14 protein-coding genes are annotated in these 16,390 nt (G+C 44.5%); 5 read left to right on the top strand and 9 right to left on the bottom strand.

Annotated elements, in window-relative coordinates; translation table 11 throughout:
- Positions 1-37 precede the first annotated feature (37 nt).
- A complete protein-coding gene (gene abc-f / locus CEF21_RS10185) occupies positions 38-1,774 on the bottom strand; it encodes a ribosomal protection-like ABC-F family protein (protein WP_346773374.1) in 1,737 nt (578 codons plus the stop codon).
- Between the two features lie 235 nt (positions 1,775-2,009).
- Positions 2,010-2,600, bottom strand: a complete 591-nt coding sequence (locus CEF21_RS10180; protein ID WP_123916001.1) for a TetR/AcrR family transcriptional regulator — start codon at positions 2,598-2,600, stop codon at positions 2,010-2,012.
- A gap of 85 nt (positions 2,601-2,685) precedes the next feature.
- Between CEF21_RS10180 and CEF21_RS10175 the strand changes: the two genes are divergently transcribed.
- Positions 2,686-3,231 (top strand): hypothetical protein, encoded by a 546-nt coding sequence (locus CEF21_RS10175; RefSeq protein ID WP_123915999.1) that lies wholly within the window; start codon positions 2,686-2,688, stop codon positions 3,229-3,231.
- 115 nt (positions 3,232-3,346) lie between these two features.
- Here CEF21_RS10175 and CEF21_RS10170 read toward each other — a convergent pair whose 3' ends face one another.
- Positions 3,347-4,222 carry a GNAT family N-acetyltransferase gene (locus CEF21_RS10170; RefSeq protein WP_123915997.1) on the bottom strand — a complete coding sequence of 292 codons (876 nt, stop codon included), beginning with the start codon at positions 4,220-4,222 and terminating at the stop codon, positions 3,347-3,349.
- A gap of 114 nt (positions 4,223-4,336) precedes the next feature.
- Between CEF21_RS10170 and CEF21_RS10165 the strand changes: the two genes are divergently transcribed.
- Positions 4,337-4,879, top strand: coding sequence for a GNAT family N-acetyltransferase (locus tag CEF21_RS10165; protein WP_123915995.1), 543 nt, complete (start codon positions 4,337-4,339; stop codon positions 4,877-4,879).
- 162 nt (positions 4,880-5,041) lie between these two features.
- On the opposite strand, the gene gntK is transcribed toward CEF21_RS10165, so the two are convergent.
- Entirely contained in the window at positions 5,042-6,592 is a 1,551-nt protein-coding gene (gene gntK / locus CEF21_RS10160; RefSeq protein ID WP_123920135.1) for a gluconokinase, read from the bottom strand.
- Between the two features lie 73 nt (positions 6,593-6,665).
- Positions 6,666-7,874, bottom strand: a complete 1,209-nt coding sequence (locus CEF21_RS10155) for an acyl-CoA dehydrogenase family protein (protein WP_123915993.1) — start codon at positions 7,872-7,874, stop codon at positions 6,666-6,668.
- A 117-nt stretch (positions 7,875-7,991) separates the two neighbouring features.
- Here CEF21_RS10155 and CEF21_RS10150 point away from each other — a divergent pair, with 117 nt between their 5' ends.
- Positions 7,992-9,224, top strand: coding sequence for an aminopeptidase (locus CEF21_RS10150; protein WP_123915991.1), 1,233 nt, complete (start codon positions 7,992-7,994; stop codon positions 9,222-9,224).
- Between the two features lie 291 nt (positions 9,225-9,515).
- Here CEF21_RS10150 and CEF21_RS10145 read toward each other — a convergent pair whose 3' ends face one another.
- Together CEF21_RS10145 and CEF21_RS10140 are read right to left on the bottom strand one after the other, a co-directional pair.
- The gene (locus tag CEF21_RS10145; RefSeq protein WP_123915989.1) at positions 9,516-10,493 is read right to left on the bottom strand and encodes an aldo/keto reductase; all 978 of its coding nucleotides are present in this window, start codon (positions 10,491-10,493) and stop codon (positions 9,516-9,518) included.
- A 65-nt stretch (positions 10,494-10,558) separates the two neighbouring features.
- Positions 10,559-11,311: a PHP domain-containing protein gene (locus CEF21_RS10140; RefSeq protein ID WP_164462148.1), complete on the bottom strand. Its 753-nt coding sequence runs from the start codon at positions 11,309-11,311 to the stop codon at positions 10,559-10,561.
- Positions 11,312-11,469: 158 nt separating this feature from the next.
- On the opposite strand from CEF21_RS10140, the gene CEF21_RS10135 reads away from it, so the two are divergent.
- Positions 11,470-12,387, top strand: coding sequence for a CobW family GTP-binding protein (locus CEF21_RS10135; RefSeq protein WP_123915985.1), 918 nt, complete (start codon positions 11,470-11,472; stop codon positions 12,385-12,387).
- Between the two features lie 45 nt (positions 12,388-12,432).
- Here CEF21_RS10135 and CEF21_RS10130 read toward each other — a convergent pair whose 3' ends face one another.
- Positions 12,433-13,269: an ABC transporter permease gene (locus tag CEF21_RS10130; protein ID WP_123915983.1), complete on the bottom strand. Its 837-nt coding sequence runs from the start codon at positions 13,267-13,269 to the stop codon at positions 12,433-12,435.
- Positions 13,256-14,458, bottom strand: a complete 1,203-nt coding sequence (locus CEF21_RS10125; RefSeq protein ID WP_123915981.1) for a quaternary amine ABC transporter ATP-binding protein — start codon at positions 14,456-14,458, stop codon at positions 13,256-13,258. Before CEF21_RS10125 ends, CEF21_RS10130 begins: the two co-directional genes overlap by 14 nt.
- A gap of 221 nt (positions 14,459-14,679) precedes the next feature.
- On the opposite strand from CEF21_RS10125, the gene CEF21_RS10120 reads away from it, so the two are divergent.
- Positions 14,680-15,558 carry a glycine betaine ABC transporter substrate-binding protein gene (locus tag CEF21_RS10120; protein WP_123915979.1) on the top strand — a complete coding sequence of 293 codons (879 nt, stop codon included), beginning with the start codon at positions 14,680-14,682 and terminating at the stop codon, positions 15,556-15,558.
- Positions 15,559-16,390: the final 832 nt, after the last annotated feature.

Raw genomic sequence — 16,390 nt, 5'->3', positions numbered from 1 at the left:
CGATTGTACCATTCCGTTCCTCGAATGTCTTATTTCTTCAATTGACTATTTCCCTTTTTTGCTTCATCAGCTGTGTAAATTTTTCATCCAGTTCTGCATACCCTGAATCCCCCGGCTGCAGAAGACTGAGCTTTCCAAGGACGGCTGAAAGCTCCGTTTCAAGAATGAGAAGTCTCTCATCCTCATCCTGCCGGCCGACGCCTGAATCTTTTATCTCCCACTCTTTCAGAGTCATTCCATATCTGCGGATTACTTGATCCTCTTCTATTACCAAAAGACAATCCGCCAGCTTCTCCAAAAAATAGTAATCGTGAGAAACGATCAGCAGCGTGCCTTCGAACAGGCTGAGCGTTTCCTCCAGCTGCTCTCTTGATGGAAGATCCAGATGATTGGTCGGCTCATCCAGAATGAGCATATCAAGTTCCTGCAAAAGCAGCCCGATCAGTTTTACCCGCGTCCTCTGACCGAGGCTGAGCTCACTAATCCTGCGGTCCATCATTTCCGATAATCCCAGATGCGCACTGATGTCCATCGCCCTGCTTTTTGTATCACGGTCTGTTAATCCCAAAGCCTCAAATGGAGTCTGGTTTTCGTTTAAGTCTTCAACCTCCTGGCTCAAGTAGCCGATCTTAAGAGAATCGCTGAACCAGATTTCTCCGTCTGAAAGCTCCTCTTTTCCTAATAAAATATTTAAAAAGGTTGTTTTTCCGCTTCCATTCGGTCCGAGAAGTGCTGCTTTTTCTCCGTGTTTCATATAAAAGTGGCTGGGATGGAACAGCGTTCTTGACCCAAATGCTTTTGCAGCGCCGGCCGCTTCAAGAATCCGTTTCCCCCGTTTTTGCGAAGCGGTAAAGTCAAAATACACGCTCGTATCTTCTTTCGGCTTTTCGACTTTATTCTTTTCCAATTCGGCATTCAGCCGCTTCATTTTGGACCGGATTTGGATATCCATTTTCTTGGCCTTCACTCTCTGGGTTTCTTTATAGCCCATCGGAAGCTTCTCATTCGTCTTGCTTTTGGTGGATTCCCTGTGAGCTTTCTCCGACCATTTCTTCAAATTTTCCATCTGGCCGACAATCCGTTTTTTATACCGCTGCTGCTGCTCATAATCCTTCTCCTGAATTTCAAACCTTCGCTGCTTCTCTTTCCTGTAAGCTGAGTAGTTTCCGTCATAGGAAATGAGCTTTCCATCGTCGAGCTCTTCAATTCTCGTTGCGGTTTGATCAAGAAAATAACGATCATGAGAAATAATCAGGACCGTCCCGCTGAAACGCTGCAATTCTGACGTCAGCCATTTGATACCGAGCAAATCCAAATGATTCGTCGGTTCATCCAGGATAAGCAAATCCGGATTTCCCTGCATCACGTTGGTCAATGCAACCTTTAATTTTTCACCGCCGCTTAAATGCTTTCTTTCACGGTTCTCTTCCAGTGAACCGATTCCAAGCATTTTTGCAGATTTCAGCCATTCTTTAGAATGATGCTGAACGTTCAGGATCTCATCCGTATAATCAACCGACTGCTGCAGATAACCGATTTTTACTTTTTTCCCGAAAGCATCTATAAACCCGTCATCAAACGGGAGGATACCCGCAAGAATCTTCGCGAATGTCGTCTTTCCGGTACCGTTGTATCCCGCAAGACCAATTCTGTCACCTAACCCTATATCCAAATCCAATCCCGTTAGAATATCCCGGTCACCAAAGCTTTTTTTTATATTTCTTATTTTCATCAAAAGCATACGCTTCACATCCCAATCCTTTTTTGAATACAAAAAAACCTCTCAGGAACCTGGAGAGGAAAACGAATGCCATATTCAAAAAAGCCTTTGCCAAAAAATACTTTGACGGCTTTAGAATGAAAAATGGGCGCACGAATCCTACTCTCTTTTGGTTCCTTTTTATTAAAGAAACGTCAGAAAATAAGATTACAGCTTCATTGGCCCAGATTCATTCCCTTCTGCAAATAGTACCTATAGTATATTCAGACCTTCCTTTATCTGTCAACCTTCATTTACAAAGAGATTTCAGATGATGGCGGACGATTCTGCTCATCTTTTCAGGATCGCAATCCTCCGGTCTGATCACTCCATGAATGGCGATGCCGTCGATTAAAGCAAACAGTCGCTCGATTTCCATTTCTTCATCCAGGTCATCTTTTGCCATTCCTAATTGAATGAGCCCTGTTATGATTAATGTAACTCCTTTCTTTAATTCATCGTAAATTTCAGAGCTGAGCGGAGCCAGAACCTTGTCAGTAAAAGCTTTTACGATAAAAGCAAACCATACCTCCGTTTCCGTTCTCCTTTCACCGTTAAGCGGAAGTGCTTCTTCGAGAAGCATGGCCATATCTTCCAGATGGTTACCTGTAAATACAGCGCCTTCCGCTCTTTTCCTTATTTTTTCAGATATAGATTTCATCGTAAACAGGATCAATTCTGATTGAGTGGAAAAATAATGGCGCATCGATCCAGGTGAAAAACCGGCTTCTTCTGCCACATTCCGGACAGACACTTGCTCCATTCCATCCCTTGCAACAATTCTCCATACTGCTTCGGCTATTTTTTCTTTTTGTTTTTCGTGATCTACAAATTTAGGCATGTTTGTAGTTTAACACATCTTGTTTTTTTAATACAGTTGTGTTATTTTGTTTTTAACACAGATGTGCTAAAAAGGAGAATGCTGAATGATTGGCTGGCTTATTATCGCGTGCGAAATAGGATTCTGGGTTTTTGTCCTCGCCGGATTGGCAGCACGCTATCTGCTTCGAATGAAAAAAACAGGAGCGGTCCTGCTCTTATGTACACCGGTTATTGATCTGATTCTGCTTGGAGCGACCATCATTGATTTACAATCCGGGAAAGATGCTGAATTTGTCCATGCCGTTGCGGCCATTTATATTGGTTCAACCATCGCTTTCGGCCATAAAATGATCCACTGGGCTGACATCCGCTTCGCCCATCGCTATGCAGGAGGCCCTGCACCTGAAAAACCGCATAAGCTCGGAAAATCACATGCCAAGAGAGAACGGGCCGGCTGGTACCGGCATTTTCTAGCCTGGGCAATAGGCTGCGCTCTTCTTTTTGGTATGATTGCACTTATTGGGGATTCTTCAAGAACGGCAGAACTGCAGACAGCTGTAAATTACTGGTCTCTCATACTCGCTGCTGATTTTCTATACAGTTTCAGCTACACGCTCTGGCCGCGGAAAGGCAGGGAATCGGAAATATAACACTGAGAACGGGATTTCTGAAAGAGATTTCGCCTGGCATCGCAGTTCTTTTCCTGCCTCAATGCTTCTCTGCCGCCCGGCACCCCCTGCTCTGCCCAAAAAGAAACCAGCCGGATCATGATCCGGCTGGTTTTTTCGGTTTTTCTTCAAATAAAATTTTGGCAAAATCCTGGACAGGTTTGTATCCAATCTCGGCATAAATTTTATTGGCGGTCGGATTCGCCTGATCTGTAAACAGGCTGACTGTTTCGAATCCGCTTGCAAGCATTTGTTCCGTCAGCTCCATGACACATTCTGTGGCATAGCCCTTTTTACGGTGTGCTGGCGGTGTATAAACGTAGTTAATGTTCACATTCGTTTTCGTCGGGCGTGACCAATTGGCCATGGAGACAATTTCACCTTCATCGGCCCATCCGTACAGACTTTTTTTGCGGATCATTTCATCTGCTTTTTCATCGGCCTCAAACATCGTTGCCTGTTCATTTACTTCCTGGCAGAAATCGAACACCCATTGGCTGATTAAAGGGCGGTGCTCGGATGTGAGCAGCACCTTTTTACCTGTCCCCGGATTCCCGGTTTTTTCGATTTCCGTCAATTTATGCAATCGCTGTTCGATTGCCGTATATGCCCTTTTACCAGTAAGGGAGGCAATTCTTTTTGCCAGTGTTTCCGTCACTGTTTTTTCCCCAAGCAGTCCAGGTACGGACCTGTATACCTGGGCGATCCTTTTTCCGGCAAGCAGCAAATCCTCTTCCTCTAAGCCCGCTTTTGCTGAAACTAGCACTTGCTTTGGATGGGTTTGAAGAAGGACCGCAATCGGTTCTCCATCTTTGCGGATCATGCTCATATGTATCGGCTGCAGACTGGAAGAATTTTTGTCCAGCAGGATGCCGAGAGCCACGTTGTTTTCTATTTCCTGTGTTTCAAGAAAGGATAGAGCCGCTTTCTTAAAAAAGTCGATATCATAATATGCCTGAATATCAATCATCATGGTCACCTCAATTCCTTACTTGATTCTATACGAATATTCGATTTCCTTCAAAGATAAAAGGATTTTGGCTTAAAAAAGCGAATTACAATGAAAAAGATACTGGGAGGTTTCTATATGATTCGCTTAGAACCGTTTACTATGGGGGATGCAGCTGAATTGGTCAGCTGGATTCCTTCTGAGGAATTTCTAATGCAATGGGGCGGTCCGGGATTTTTGTACCCGATCAATTTCGAACAGATTGAATCGTATGTCCACGTGCCGAATCAGAGGGTATTTAAAGGGATAGAGGAGATTACCGGAAAGAATGCGGGCCATATATGTCTTTCCAATATCGATTTAAAAAATGAATCGTGCCGGATCAGCAAAGTAATGGCCGCTCCGGATATGAGAGGAAAAGGATACGGGCTCGCGCTCGTTCAGCAGGCACTGAACTTTGCCTTTCTGGAACTGAACATGCACCGGGTCACACTTGGTGTGTTTGATTTCAATAAAAATGCCATTTCCTGCTATAAAAAAGCCGGTTTTTCCATTGAAGGCCATTTAAAAGACTGCCGAAAAATAAAAAACGAATACTGGAGTTTATACGAAATGGCAATTTTAAAGGAAGAATGGGAACAAGTCCGCTCAATCACCAGCCAAAGCTCTGTTCAGGCATGAGGCTATTGCTGATTGGCAGGCAGGCTTTAGAGGCTCACCGCCTGTCATAGAACCTGCAGCGGGACCAAAAAGTTAAAGATAAGCTAAAAGCCAGCCTGCATAAATTTCAGCAGGCTGGCTTTTTATCTGCACGGTACATAACCCGGCATTTCAATCCGTTTCCTATTTTGCACTTTCAGGAAGTTCTTCTTTGCCGTATTTCGTTTGAAAGGCGGCGATTTCTTCAAATTCTGTTTCGTACATACGGGCGAGGCGGATATAAATCGGGATCAATTCCTGATACACCTGAGCGGATTCCTTATCCGGAAGAAGGCGAATATTGGAACTGACAAAGCGTTTTGCCTCAGAAAGCGAGTCTATTTCCCCAAGTGCGTACATTCCTAAAATAACAGCGCCGAGACAAGAACTTTCATAGCTCTCCGGAATCAGTACCTCCTGGTTAAGAATATCAGTCAGCAGCTGACGCCAAAACTCAGATTGGGCGAACCCTCCTGTAGCATGAACCTTCTTGGGAATGCCTATCAATTCCTTCAATGCAAGGAGAACCGTATACAGGTTATAATTGATTCCTTCCAAAACAGCACGGATCATATGGTCTTTCTTGTGATGAAGCCCGAGCCCGAAAAAAGCCCCTCTCGCATGGGCATTCCATATAGGAGCTCTTTCCCCTGCCAAGTAAGGATGGAAGATCAAGCCTTCTGACCCCGGGCGGACTTTAGCGGCAATACCGGTTAAGTACGTATACGGATCCTGGCCGAGTTTTTCAGCTGCTTCCGCTTCTGACTGGCAGAGTTCGTCTTTCAGCCATTGAAAGATCATCCCTCCATTGTTGACAGCCCCGCCAATGACCCAATGCTCCTCAGTCAGCGCATAGCAGAAAATGCGTCCTTTAGGATCGGTAACCGGCCGGTCGGTAACAGCTCGGATCGCCCCGCTTGTCCCAATTGTAAGGGCTGCGACACCCGGATCAATCGCGTTTACACCAAGATTGGATAATACTCCGTCACTCGCTCCGGCGATAAACGGGGTATCCGCTTGCAGGCCCAGTTCAGAAGCAAATTCGGGATTGAGCCCCTTCAATTGAAAGGTTGTCGGGACAAGCTCAGGCAGCTGATCACTTGAAATTCCCGCTATCTCCAGTGCTTCTGTATCCCAATTCCGGTTTGCCAAATTAAAAAGACCTGTTGCAGACGCAATGGAATGATCGATTATGTATTTGCCGAATAAACGGAAAAAGACGTATTCTTTGATGGAAATGAATTTCGAAGCCCGCATGAATAGTTCAGGCTTATCTTCCCTGAGCCAGATTATTTTTGACAGCGGCGACATCGGGTGAATGGGAGTTCCCGTCCGCAAGTAGATTTCGTGCCCATTCCATTCTTTTTTCAGCTTTTTCGTCCATGCCTCACTGCGCTGGTCCGCCCACGTGATACTGCGGGTTATCGGTTTATTGCTGCTGTCCATGACAATCAGACTGTGCATAGCAGAGCTGAAGCTGACAAAGCGTATCTCCTCTTTGGATACACCTGCATCTTTAACCGCCTCCCGGATCGAGCGGACAGCGGCCTGAAAAATTTCTTCCGGATCCTGTTCCGCTTCACCAGGAGCTTCCGTATATAGCGGATATCCCGTATTGCACTTGGAAATAACCGTTCCATTTTCATCAAACAGCACCGCTTTTGTGCTAGTTGTTCCAATATCCACACCCATCATATAGGTCATCATCAAAACCTCCAGAAAACTCTTTCTAGCTATAGGTTACATGAAATCAGCAAATCCCGATACTCTATTCTGTTTCCGAAAACGCCCTGTCCGCCATGATTTTAATGGTTATATCATCTGATGGCGGGTTATGAAGGCCTGCCCGGACATCCCTGTAAAACCGTTCAAGCGGCTTATTCCGGAACAAGCTTTGTCCCCCTTCAATTCTCATAGCGAGATCGACCACTTCCACTGCTGCATTCGTCGCTACGTATTTAGCTGCGGCGAGTTCGGTCTGAAGGTCCGTGCGGATTCCGGGATTCTCATCCCATTTTTCTGCCATTGCATACATCAGCTGTCTTGCTGAAAGGAGCTTGATATCCATCTCTGCCACCTTTCGTCTTACTTCCGGAACCTCCATGATCGGATGCGGGAGGCTGTTTGGATGATAAACGCGCGCAAATCGGACGGCTTCATTCCTTGCTGCAATGGCAATGCCCAAATAACAGGCAGGAATATGCAGAAGCCAGCCTTGGGACATTGGTTTAGCCTGCTTGCTGCGGTTCCCGATCCAGGCAGACGATTCAAGCCTTACCTGATCAAGAATTAAATCATCGCTCCTCGTACCGCGCATGCCCATTGTATCCCATGTTTCTTCAATCCTTACACCGTCTGCTTCTCTTGGAACGAGAAATTCTCCAATATCCCCGGTACCCTCGATCGTCGCTGTTACAATGAAGTAATCGAGGATGGGAGCGAGTGAAGCAAAAATTTTCTTTCCGTTAATCACCCAGTGATCCCCTTGCTTTACAGCCGTGGTTTCCGGCTTGCCCCCCCTGGCAGGACTCCCTGTTTTCGCTTCACTCGCTGCACTGTTGACAAGCTTTCCGGACTGAACGACTTCAGCTGTAATCCGATTGAATAACTCAGGCTTCCATTTACCGGTTTCCCTGAGGCTCAGGAAAAGGCCAAGATGCCAGCCAAGAGACAGGGCCGTTGCCGGATCGCCTTCTGCAAGCTTCTCCTGAAGAAGGAGGAATGTGTATAAGGAAATCCCTTCTCCTCCATGTGTTTCCGGTATGGTCAGCGATAAAAACCCTTCTTTTTTCAAGTCTTCAAAATTATCAAATGGAAAGGTCGCATGGCGGTCATGTAAATCGGCCCGTTCAAAAAAAACGGCGGAAAGGTCTTTCGCTTTTTTGAAAAGCTGTTTTTCCTTTTCTGTCCGTATGAATTGAGTTTCAAGAAATGTCAACGTATTCACCTCTGCTGTTAGTCTTTTTCTATTGTACATCTTACAGTCACCCTGCATAAAGTAATCCGATTGGATAACATTTTCTGTTGATTTCTTTTGAAGATTCTCATAAGTCTGCTAAAATAGTGAGGATAGAAAATAAGAGGGGGCATAGTGATGTCTGACTTTCAGAAGAACTTAGAAAAATATGCTGATTTGGTTGTTAAAGTCGGCGTAAATATCCAAAAAGGACAAACCCTTGTTGTACATGCTGCCATTGATACAGCAGCGTTCACAAGATTGATTGTCAAGAAAGCGTATGAAACAGGCGCTAAAAACGTCATTGTGGACTGGATGGATGATACCGTTTCAAGGCTTAAATACGACTTGGCGCCAGATGAAGTGTTCGAGGAATATCCTATGCACAGGGCAAAAGAACGAATTGAACTCGCCGAAAAAAATGCAGCCTTTATCAGTATCGTCTCTGCTAATCCGGATTTGCTTAAAGGTGTGGATTCGAAAAGAATTTCCGCCGCCAATAAAGCAGCAGGACAAGCACTGGACCGCTACCGCCAGTATGTCCAGTCCGATAAAATGAGCTGGTGCGTCATTGCTGCCCCATCAGCAGACTGGGCATTAAAAGTATTCCCTGATTCGAGTGAAACAGAAGCGGTTGAAAAACTGTGGGACGCTATTTTCAAGGCGGTCCGGGTGTACGAAGAAGATCCGGTTCAGGCATGGATCGAGCATAATGCTTCGCTGCATAAGAAAGTAGATTATCTGAACAGCAAAAAATATAAAGCTCTTCATTACAAAGCAAAAGGAACGGACTTAACGATTGAGCTTCATGAGAAGCACCAGTGGGTAGGTGCCGGAAGCGTGAACGAGCAGGGTGCAGAATTCATGGCCAACATGCCGACAGAAGAAGTTTTCACCGTACCGGTTAAAACGGGAGTAAACGGAGTCGTATCCAGCACAAAACCGCTGAGCTATGCCGGAAATCTGATTGACGAATTCCAGATTACGTTTGAAAACGGGAAAATCGTGAAAGCAGAGGCTAAGACCGGTGAAGAGATTCTAAATACGCTGATTGATACGGATGAAGGTTCCCACTATCTCGGAGAGGTCGCTCTTGTTCCTTATGACTCCCCGATTTCAAAGTCCGGTGTCTTATTTTACAACACCCTTTTTGATGAAAATGCATCCAATCACCTCGCAATCGGCAGCGGATATGCGTTCAATATCGAAGGCGGAAAGAAAATGGACCGGGATGAACTTGCCAAGCACGGTGTGAACAGCAGTATGACACACGTTGACTTTATGGTTGGCTCTCAGGATATGGATATTGACGGTATTTTAGAAGATGGAACCCGCGAACCGGTCTTCCGCAGCGGAGACTGGGCATTTTAATCAGAATCACCATGAAGCTTTGAAAATACGCTTAAAACCCGGGAACGCAAAATCAGCATACCCGGGTTTTTCTGTTTTTTTGGCTCTGTTTAACTAGGCTGCTGATTGCGCCTCCGGAGTCTCACCTGTCCCGCAGCTCTCAAGCTTTGAGTCTCGCGCTTTCCACGTCAATCAACTGGTGTTAAAAATCAACATCAGACTTTAACAGAGCCTTTTTTTAAAAGCTTTCGCCCTGTAATGCGGCGTACCCTGTGTTCAGCGCATCAGCTGCCGGGAAAGTCCTCCATCCTCTTATCCGGACACTTCTTTAGACACCCTGTCAATTTCTTTCATATGGTTAGCGGTTAATGTAAAACTCATCGCGCCGATGTTTTCCTCTGCATGCCTGACTTTTGAAGCACCGGGAATGGCTGCAACTGTATCGCCGTGAAAGTGGATCAGCCAGTTCAGGGCAATCTGGCTTGGCTTCACTTCATATTCCAATGCGTACGTTTCCAGCAAATCAATTAGCGGTTTTGTACGTAAAAGGCTCTTCTTTTTAAAAGAGGAAAAATGCTTTCTCGGCCCGCTAAGCTGCTTTAGTTTTTCAGGGTCTTTGTGAAATTTCCCGCTCAATATGCCCTGTTCAAGGGGGGAATACGCAATAATGGTTATACCAAGATTTTTTGCCGCATCCATAATCCCATTCCGCTCGATCCGGCGGTCCAGCAGACTGTATTTCACTTGGTTGGATACGATGGAATGTCCCCTCTCTTGAATGGCAGCTGCCGCTTTTGACATTTGCGCCGCGTTAAAATTGCTGACTCCAGCTGTTCTGATTTTTCCGTCATCCAGAAGCTTGGCCATCTTTTCCATTTGCTGATCAATCCCGGAAAAGGATAATGGCTGATGAATCTGATACAGATCAATGGGTTTTCCTTTCAAATGCTTCAGCCTCTGATCAATCGTCCGGGGCAGGGAAGAGGCCGTCCGGAAAAGGGGCCACCATTTTGTTGCGATCAGCGCCTCATCTCCTGCTTCACCAAGTTCGATAAGAGCTTCAGCCAGGGCCTCTTCCGATTTGCCCTTTCCATAGGCTTCAGCTGTATCAAACCAGTTGATTCCCCCTTTTAAGCTGACACGGATAATTTCATTGATATCCTTTTGCTCCATGACCGACCAGTATCTCCCCACAAGTCCATTCCCTTTGCTGAATTGCCAGCATCCAAGGCCGAGCGGTGAAATCCGTATATTTGAGTTTCCCAATTGGCGGTAAGACATCCCGTTCATCTATGTACCCTCTCTTTTCAATTAAATTTAGCAGATAGGAAAAGAGCCGGTGTTCATTCAGACTCTTATCCTTTTCTGCCGTCCCGATGCTTCTTTTTCAAAACTTTAGCTGCCTGTATTTTTATTGGAAGAAACGGACTTTTCCGGATATCAAATTCATGTTTGGATATCTTTTCTTTAAGTTGTTTAACGGTCTGAAAAGATCCTTCAAAATGGTTGTAAACAGCTCCTATTTGGCTGTAATGATGGGTATCGCTTCCTGCAGTCACGGCTTTTTCATGAAAGGATGCCATTTTTTCAAGCTTCGGTCTGAGCCCCATTCCCTGCTTTAAAGCATCCTTAGCATTCCATTCAAATGCATCAAGCTGCGATAGCTGGTTTTCAGTCAGAGCGGTGAGCGGATTTTTTTCTCTGAACGGGTGTGCCCCGATCTTCAGCATATTTTCCATCCCATGGAACGACATCAGCTGGTCGAAAGGGATAAAGTGATCCTTATGTTTATACCTTTCAAGACGCTTTGTCATCCGGATGATATCCGATCTTGAACCGATTAGCAGAATATGTCCTCCTTCTGCAATATCCACCTCCATCCCCGGGAAGACTTTAATGCCTGACACGTCGTAATACGTACTCTGATAGGAATAATGGCGGTCGAGGGTTTGATAGATTTGCACGTAATCCTTTGCATTAAAATGCTCAGTCAGCGCGATTGCATCGAGTCCGTTCCATTTCGCTTCTTCCATCATCTTTACAAAATCTTTTAATGAGAACGGCACTTTTTTACCTATTTTCGCATGTACATGGAAGTCAATTTTCACACACATTCCTCTCTCATCTATTTCATTCTACTACTACTATAAGCCAAAATGCAGAATTTTGAACCGGCTGTTCTATTGGTTCTAAAGCCTTTTTTCCATTGACGGTACACCATTCTATTAAGTAAGATGAGGAAAAACAGAAAGAAATGGAGAACAAAATGAATCCAGCGGAAGTGTACATACTTGGCGGATTTTTAGGCGCAGGCAAAACGACGCTGCTTAAAAATCTCCTTCTCGAAGAAAAAGAAGCCGGCAGAAAAGTGGCTGTTGTCATGAATGAGCTTGGCAAAGAATCCATAGACAGCGATGCCGTATCTGAGGATATTCCATTGAAAGAGCTATTAAATGGCTGTGTATGCTGCACAATGCAGGGGCAATTTGAAGCACAGCTGTATGATTTATTAACAGAAAATGAATTGGACGTCATCTATATTGAAACAACCGGGGCAGCCCATCCTGTGGAAGTCCTGGACTCCTGTCTCTCCCCTCTTTTTGCTGACAAGCTCTTCGTAAAAGGAATTGTATCCCTTGTGGATGGGTCAGGATGGCAGGATCAGGACCGTTTAAGCATTCCGGCCCGCCGCCTGCTGATCGAACAGATTAAGCACGCAGACCTTGTTCTTTTAAATAAAACGGACTTGATGAGTGAAAGCCTTCAGGCGAAGACTGTCCAGCAGCTGCAGGCCATCCAGACAAATGGAAAACTGATCATGACAACTCATGCCAGAATCAGACTCGAGGACCTGAAGAAGCTGACTTCTTCACAGAAAGGCCCCATTCAAAAAGCGGCTATAAATGAACAGCTTCACATGAAAACATATGTCCATAAGTTCCCGGGCAAAGTGGAACTTGAAGGATTTGAGCAGTTTTTGCGTGACATGCCGGAATCCATCTACCGGATTAAAGGGTATCTGTCCTTTTCCGATTCTGATGGCTCTTTTTCGGTTCAATATTCATACGGGATGCCGCTTTATATGAAGGAACCCATTAAAATGAAGTCTTTGCTCGTCTTCATTGGAGAAAATCTGGACCACGGATGGATTCGAAAACAAATGGATCAAATCACCATTTCATAAAGAAAAGCCGGCTTGCATCATGCACAGCCGGCTTTGTTTTTCCGATTATTTTCTTTTTCCCGGTTTTAAGTTCTGCGTAATCCGGTCCAGTATAATAGCAAGAATAACAATGGCAAGTCCTGATTCAAAACCAAGTCCTACTTCAATTCGCTGTACAGCTCTGTAAACTTCAACCCCGAGTCCGGGAGCACCAACGAGAGAAGCGATGACAACCATAGAAAGCGCCAGCATAATACTCTGGTTAATACCGGCCATAATCGTTCCCATGGCGAGAGGAAGCTGGACTTTAAAAAGCTTTTGGAAAGTTGTTGAACCAAATGCATCAGCCGCTTCTACTAAATCCTCGGGTACCTGCCTGATGCCAAGATTGGTCAAACGGATGGTAGGAGGCATCGCAAAAATGACCGATGCGATAATTCCCGGAACGACACCGATTCCAAAAAAGAGAATGGATGGAATCAAATAGACGAATGCCGGCATCGTTTGCATAAAGTCCAAAATGGGAGAAATGATCCCTGACGCCCTGTCACTTTGGGAAGACCAGACACCAAGCGGTATACCTATAATAATCGATATAATGACAGCCGTCAGCACAAGCGCTACCGAATCGATCGTTTGCTCCCAGTAGCCCAGGTTAATGATGAGCAGCAAACCGACAAGGGTGAAAATGGTCAATCCCCATTTTCTGCTTACCCAATAAGCGAGACCCGCAACAAGAACAGCCAATAGGACGGCTGGAATCAGCAGCATGACATTAACCAGCAAATCATTAAAAGTCTCAATGATATTTCCAATCCAATTAAAGAAGCCAAGCAGTTTATCGTTTAAAAATTCCACGAACAAATCTACATATTTTCCAATCGGGAGTTTAGGAATGTTCAATGGTGTTCACCTCTCTCCCGGCCAAAGCCTGAATCACACGTTCACGTTTTACCACACCGCGAATCCGGTTATCATCATCCAGTACAGGAAGCGGATAGCGGGTATCCGCCATTTTCTCATACATTTCTTCTATCGTTGTCTCAAGCCTTACGACAGGTACATTCGTATGCAGATAGGAGGCGATCGGCTGATCAAGCTTAACTGCCTGAGAAACATCATCTGCTGTGACAAGACCCATATAGGACTTTCTTTTGTCCACCGCGTAGATACTGGACATCCCTGCGTCCCGCATGATTTTGAGGGCAACACGAGGTCCCCGGTCGACTTGGATGGTTTCTGCACGGGACATGACAGATTCAGCCGTCAGAACTTTCGCCAGGTTCACATCCTCAACAAACCGCTCTACATATTCGTTGGCGGGATTCGTCATAATATCCTCCGGGGTGCCGATCTGAACGATTTCTCCATCCTTCATTAAGGCGATGCGATCTCCAATCCTTAGTGCCTCATCCAAATCATGCGTAATAAAAATAATCGTCTTCTGCATTTTTTCCTGAAGCTCAATCAATTCATCCTGCATATCTTTTCGTATGAGCGGATCAAGCGCACTGAATGCTTCATCCATTAAAAGAACATCCGGATCATTGGCAAGCGCCCTCGCCAAACCTACACGCTGCTGCATCCCGCCGCTTAATTCGCCAGGATAGCTTTTCTCATAGCCTTTCAGGCCGACAAGCTCCAGTGAATGCTGGGCTTTTGCTTCACGGTCCTGCTTCGATACTCCCTGCACTTCCAGTCCGTATGCTGCGTTTTCCAGGACATTGCGGTGCGGGAACAACGCAAATTTTTGGAATACCATACTCATTTTTTTCCGTCTGACTTCCCTTAATTCCTCACTCTTCATCTTTACAAGATCGACTCCATCAATGAGGAGCGAACCTGACGTCGGATCAATGAGCCTGTTAAACATACGGACAAGGGTCGATTTACCGCTTCCCGATAAACCCATAATGACAAAGATTTCCCCGCTATGTACTTCGAAGCTCGCTTCTTTAACCCCTACGGTTAATCCTGCCTCTTTTAATATTTCTGATTTTGTTTTTCCTTTTTTGAGGAGTTCAATTCCTTTTTGAGGGTTTTTACCGAAGATTTTGCTTACGTTCTCGGCTTTAATTTTCACATTTTCCATAATCCCACCTCTTTCTAGTGCTATTCTTTGTGCGAAGGACTGCTAAGATTCATGTTTTCAGGAAAAAATAGAAATGAGTTTATGATCAGGAGCAATATACTTTTACCCTTTTGACGACTATGTAAACATATTCACATTTTATTTTTCTAAAAAAGAGTTTTACTGCTTTTGATTTAGGGAAATCAAGTATAGCCAACAAAGGAAGAAAGGAGACATACATAATGAAAAAATGGAATGCAGCCATCATGACCGCTATTGTATTTACCCTTGTTCTTGCCTCCTGCAGCAGCCCGCTTGGAGACAATAAAAAGAAAATTAAAATCGGGATGATCAACTGGATTGATAATATTTCGACTGCGTACCTCTGGAAAGTCCTTCTTGAGGAAAAAGGATATGATGTGGAAATGATGGAGCTTGATAAAGCAGCCAACTGGACAGGTGTAGCCCGCGGAGATATCGACATTCAGGGAAACGTGTGGCTGCCGGTCACAGATAAGCCGTTTTATGATAAATACAAAGGGGACGTCGATCTCCATGATCAATGGTATAAAGGAACAAAGCTCGGAATTGCTGTTCCATCCTATATGAAAGATATCAATACGATTGATGACCTGAATCAAAACAAAGATCAGCTGGCAGGAAAAGTGTTCGGCATCGATCCCGGTTCGAGTTTAATGCAGCTGACCGATAAAATGAAAAAGGATTATGATCTTGATTACACGATTGTTGAATCCTCTGAAGCAGCGATGCTTGTCGAGCTTAAAAAAGCGTATAAGAATAAAAAACCGATTGCCGTTACTCTTTGGAGCCCCCACTGGATCTTCTCAGATTTGGATTTAAAGTATTTAGAGGACACAAAAGGATCATACGGCAAGCCGGATAACATTCAGTACATGACAAGAAAAGGGTTTGCCAAAGAACATCCGGATATCATTAAATGGATGGATAACTGGGAGCTGACGGATGACCAAATGTCCGAATTGATTAAATATGTGAATGATGCCGCCGAGTCGGATGAAGGCTATTATCCTGAGCGGGGAGCAAAGAAATGGGTAGAAAAAAACCGGGAGCTCACAGACAGCTGGTTTGAAGAGAAATAGAACGGAGAGATTCTGCGTTAAATAAATTTATGAGAGTAGGGACTATCCGATAAGTCCCTAAAACAAACAGGTGGGGAAAAACAATCCGTTTTTCCCCACCTGTTTTTAGTTGATTCCTTTTTCTCTTAGAGTAGCTGGTGGATGCAAGCTACTCTATGGATATTGTGGGCCAATGACACAATTTAAAAATTTTACGCAGATTTTCGAGCGCCCGCAGAGAATTTGGTGTGACGAACACGCTTAGAAGACGGGTCATTTGAGTTGAGTAATCTTTAATCGTAATCAATTGATTGCTCATAAAAAATCGGCACCTCTAGTAATTGTTTTATGGTAACTCCATATTGCTGGAAAGAACGATTTTTTTGATTGAAAGGGACTGCCGCAAAATCAGTTTAAAGTGATTTTATAGACAGCTCCTTTTGGGAAGAGGACACGATAAAGTGACCGGATTGTTTATTATATAAGGAAAGCAGCCAAATAAAAGTGGGTGAGATCATCCACTATTGATTAAAAGCCATAATGAACACCTTTTATGATGAATTTTTCTGGTTTTATGATGAATTTTAGGGTGCTTATGATGAATTTTTAGGATTTATGATGAATTTTGGAGCATTTATAATGAATTTTAAAAATTTATGCTGAACTATTTGAATCGTAAGGAGTTAATATGAAACATGCCGGTAATCTGCTGAAATGTACGCTAGCTAGTTTCTTAAGAATAGTTAAGGCTGAGTGTTCGAAGACTATGGGTTCTCGTTTGTTTTGCTGCTCTAAGCAGGATATCGACCTTCCACTTCTGCAGACGAAAATGAAAACAGGGAAACGCTTGGAA

Origin of the sequence: Bacillus sp. FJAT-42376 (assembly GCF_003816055.1) — a bacterium.
Taxonomy (GTDB): domain Bacteria; phylum Bacillota; class Bacilli; order Bacillales; family Bacillaceae; genus Metabacillus_B.
Note: the sequence above shows the minus strand (reverse complement) of the source record. Positions and strands in the feature narration are given on the sequence as shown.